This is a genomic window from Bacteroidales bacterium (assembly GCA_041671145.1).
Taxonomy (GTDB): Bacteria; Bacteroidota; Bacteroidia; order Bacteroidales; family JAHJDW01; genus JAQUPB01.
The window spans coordinates 1-4,247 of sequence record JBAZBZ010000078.1 but is presented as its reverse complement, the minus strand read 5'-3'; the positions used below and the strand labels follow the sequence as shown (position 1 = coordinate 4,247).

Sequence of the window (4,247 nt, the reverse complement as noted above, 5' to 3'; positions counted from 1 at the left end):
TAAATTTCTCATTAATTGATAAAATCCCCATACAGCAATTGTTTGACGACTATTATCTACAAGATTTCAAAGAACTTAATTGTAATCAATTGAAATTTAATTTATAATGTTAGGATGTTAGTGATAAATTGCTGCACATAAAAGAACTTTTACCAAAACTCGATATTTTTCTTGCTTACACAGGTGCCGAGTTCAATATATGATTTCTTGAATAATTCTAAAATTAAAATTTCAAAATAAAAATCGCCGCAAATTCACAGATAAAAAAATAATTTTATAATATGTGAACTTAGCGAAGCGTTCTCATGAGCATCTTTTAAAAAAGAAAATCGGCGAATAATCTATGGCAATTTATTTTTTACTAATTTTACAAATTCTATTTATTTTTTTATAAATGATAATTGCAAAAATAACGAGCGGTCTGGGAAACCAGATGTTTCAGTATGCTGCTGCACGGCGGCTTGCAAATTACCATAATACCGAACTGAAACTTGATATATCGCACTTTTCGAAAAATAATGAACGAACGTATGACTTAAAATATTTTAATATTGTTGAAAATATTGCAACACCAATTGATATTTTTAAGGTATATAAGCTCGAAGGAATAAACCGGTTGTCTTTTAAAAAAATATTCGGGAAAAAGTTTTCGGATAAATTCAATAATTTAATTGAAAAAAAAATAAAAAAGGCATATTATAATTTCAATCCCGAAAGCAATAATAAACCCGCATTGCTCAGAGGAAAAATTTTGGCTCAGAATTTCTGCCATTTCGACGAAAGAGTTTTAACCGCTCCCGACAATGTTTATATGCTTGGCTACTGGCAATCCGAAAAATATTTTAAGGATGTTGAAAATATTATAAGAAAAGAATTTACTTTTAAAAATCCACCACATGGAAAAAATGAAGAACTAAGCCGTGAAATAAAAAGCAATAATTCGGTTTCCATACACATAAGGCGTGGCGACTATATTAATAATCCTGCAGTACATAAGGATTTTCATATTTGCGACATTGATTATTATTTAAGAAGTATTGCTTATATTTCAAAGCAAATTACAAATCCAATATTTTATGTATTTTCGGATGATATTTCGTGGGTGAAAGAAAATCTAAAAATGCCATATTCAATGATTTTTGTTGACTCTAACACTTCCCAAAACAACTTCGAAGATATGCGACTTATGAGTTTGTGCAAACACAATATTGTTGCCAATAGCTCGTTTAGCTGGTGGAGTGCATGGCTCAACGAAAATAAAAATAAAATTATTGTGGCACCGAAGGAATGGGTGAGGATAAAAAATTATATAACAAGGGATATTGTGCCGGAGGGATGGAATAGGATTTAAAAAAAATATAATTGAATTGTCAATGAAATACGTAATAATTACACCTGTATATAATGAAGAAAATTATATAAAGTTTACTTTGGAATCAGTTATTAATCAGACTTTGTTACCAATTGAATGGATTATTGTTGATGATGGTTCAATTGATAATTCTTCAAAAATAATTAAAGAATATATCAAAGGGAAAAATTGGATTAAATATATAAATATTATTAAAGACGGTAAAGAGAAATATTCTTCTGGTGCAAATGTTGCAAGAGCCGTGAATAAGGGTATTGAAAATATTTCCGATAACAATTTTGATTTTATTGTTAAATTAGATGCTGACCTGACTCTACCTAATGATTATTTTGAGAAGATTTCTTCTCATTTTATTGAAAATAATAAAATAGGAATATGTGGAGGAATCTGTGCGATAAATATAATGGGTGAATGGAAGATAGAAAGAATCTCGAATCCAGATCATGTTAGGGGTCCAATTAAATCATACAGAACAAATTGTTTTAAAATAATTGGAGGTATTAAGCCAATAGAAGGATGGGATGTAATTGATGAGTTACTATCTTTATATAATGGATTTGAAATTTTTGTTGATGAAAAATTAATTGTAAAACATCATAGAAAAACAGATACTAAAACGGGAAATTATAAAGCATCTATAAAATCCGGGAAATCATATTATATAATAGGATTTAATTTTTTTGTAGTTTTAATTGGGGCAATAAAAAAATCAATTACATGTAAACCATATTTTTTTAGTGGAGTATTAGCAATATATGGATATTTGCATTCCTATTTTACGAAACAAAAAAAAGTAGTAAATGAAAAGGAAGCTAATTATATTAATAAACATAGATTGAAAAGTGCTTTCAAATTAAAAAAAATAAAAAACATATATGGATAATAAAACATTTTATGAATTGTACGATTGGAATAATTTAACTCAACTGGATTTAAATGATAAAATAAAAAAAATACTTCAAACTATTCCTGATGATACTAATAATATTTTAGATGTGGGATGTGGGAATGGAATAATAACAAATATGCTTGCTGAAAAATTCTCTGTCGTTGGTGTTGATAGGAGCAAAAAAGCACTTTCTTATTTAAAAACAAAAACAATATTGGCAAGTAGTGATAATATTCCAGTTGAGAATGAATCATTCGATTTGGTTTTTTCAAGTGAATTATTAGAACATTTGGAAGACGAAACTTTTTATAAAACAATTGAAGAGCTTAAACGTATTTCAAGAAAATATATTTATATTACAGTTCCAGATAATGAAAATATAAATAAAACAATAGTAAGGTGTCCAAAATGTGATTATATCTACAATCGCTCATATCATTTAAGGAATTTTTCCATTAACGATTTTGTAAAGTTGTTTCCGGAATATACTATAATAAAAAGTTTTTCTTATGGTAGAAAAATTAGAAAATACAATAAATATATACAAAATATAAAACAAAAAATTTCGCCTATCGAATCTTTTATTCCTTATTATTGGACTAAAAAGAATGAAAGAAAAACAATGTGCCCAAACTGTGAATTTCAATTTGAATATGATTATAAATTTAATGTTTGGGCTTTTTTATGCGATATATTTAATGCATTTATTTCTCCTAAAAAACCATACTGGTTATTTGTTATTTTTAAAAAAATAACGAATTCTAAATAAATTTAAACGAATTCTAAAGATATTCCAGCGAATTCTAATATGCTGTTGACTTATGAATTATCTTTTGTATATTTGTTAATCATATAATATTTGTTTTGACAATTTATTTTGAAAATAAGAATAAAATATAGTATAACCTTTTTAAATCAAACTAATATGAGAAATAAAAACAAAATTTGGCTATGCTCATTATATATAATGGGCACTTTATTGGTTTTTGCGAGTAGTTGTAAGAAAAATAAAAAAGATGACAACAATCCAACAGCAAAAGTATCTGAGTTGACAACATCTAATATTACAGTTATTACGGCAACTACAGCAGTTTGTGGCGGTAATATTACTTCTGACGGAGGAGCATCAGTAACAGAAAGAGGTGTATGTTGGAGTACCAGCCAAACACCAACCGTTTCAAACTATAAAAAATCTATGGCAGGTGGGGCTGGAAGTTTTTCTGGCACCATAACAGGTTTATCAGGTAATACCATTTACTATGTTAGGTCCTATGCAATAAATAGCGCAGGAACAGCATACGGTAATGAAGTATCACTTACAACGGGATTAACAGAGACCGACATTGATGGCAATATTTACCATATTGTTACTATAGGAACACAAGTTTGGTTGTTAGAAAACCTTAATACCACCAAATATAACGATGGAACTCTAATACCTTTAGTAACAGATAATTCAGGATGGAATAACTTAACAACAGGCGCATATAGTGATTATAATAATACCCCTTCCAATTCTTCTACATATGGTAGGTTGTATAATTGGTATGCAGTAAACAATGCTCATAAAATATGTCCACTAGGATGGCATGTACCTAGCGATGCCGAATGGACAACGCTTGAAACATATCTCGGAATTAGTAGTGCGGGTGGAAAGCTAAAAGAAGCTGGCACAATTCATTGGACGAGTCCTAATGTCGGCGCAACCAACGAAACAGGATTTACAGCCCTTCCTGGTGGCAGCCGTTATCCTAATGGTTCATTTAATAACATTGGGAACTACGCTAACTGGTGGACGGCCACAGATAGCGATATCTCAAACGCTTTTCACCGTAACACTTACTATAATTTAAGCACTGTGTCTTATACTGAAATAGGTTGACCATTTTTCGTTAAATATATTTTACAAAATTAGCACTAAATTCCGAAACATTGATAACTTATTAAAAAACCTTTGAGAGTTTTTTAAAAGTTGTCAACATTCCG

At 29.2% G+C, this 4,247-nt stretch carries 4 protein-coding genes; all 4 read left to right on the top strand.

Annotated features, from left to right (window positions below; all coding sequences use genetic code 11):
- The first annotated feature begins 394 nt into the window (after positions 1 to 394).
- The 4 genes from WC223_13855 (at position 395) to WC223_13840 (ending at position 4,143) form a co-directional block, all read left to right on the top strand.
- Entirely contained in the window at positions 395 to 1,351 is a 957-nt protein-coding gene (locus WC223_13855) for an alpha-1,2-fucosyltransferase (GenBank protein ID MFA6925326.1), read from the top strand.
- 22 nt (positions 1,352 to 1,373) lie between these two features.
- Positions 1,374 to 2,255, top strand: coding sequence for a glycosyltransferase family 2 protein (locus tag WC223_13850; GenBank protein ID MFA6925325.1), 882 nt, complete (start codon positions 1,374 to 1,376; stop codon positions 2,253 to 2,255).
- Positions 2,248 to 3,030, top strand: a complete 783-nt coding sequence (locus WC223_13845; GenBank protein ID MFA6925324.1) for a class I SAM-dependent methyltransferase — start codon at positions 2,248 to 2,250, stop codon at positions 3,028 to 3,030. The genes WC223_13850 and WC223_13845 overlap by 8 nt, the downstream gene beginning before the upstream one ends.
- 198 nt (positions 3,031 to 3,228) lie before the next feature.
- Positions 3,229 to 4,143 (top strand): fibrobacter succinogenes major paralogous domain-containing protein, encoded by a 915-nt coding sequence (locus WC223_13840; protein ID MFA6925323.1) that lies wholly within the window; start codon positions 3,229 to 3,231, stop codon positions 4,141 to 4,143.
- Positions 4,144 to 4,247: the final 104 nt, after the last annotated feature.

Excerpts from the sequence above, each read along its gene's own strand:
- WC223_13855 (MFA6925326.1), top strand. The coding sequence starts at position 395 with ATGATAATTGCAAAAATAACGAGCGGTCTGGGAAACCAGATGTTTCAG.
- WC223_13850 (MFA6925325.1), top strand. The coding sequence starts at position 1,374 with ATGAAATACGTAATAATTACACCTGTATATAATGAAGAAAATTATATA.
- WC223_13845 (MFA6925324.1), top strand. The coding sequence starts at position 2,248 with ATGGATAATAAAACATTTTATGAATTGTACGATTGGAATAATTTAACT.
- WC223_13840 (MFA6925323.1), top strand. The coding sequence starts at position 3,229 with ATGGGCACTTTATTGGTTTTTGCGAGTAGTTGTAAGAAAAATAAAAAA.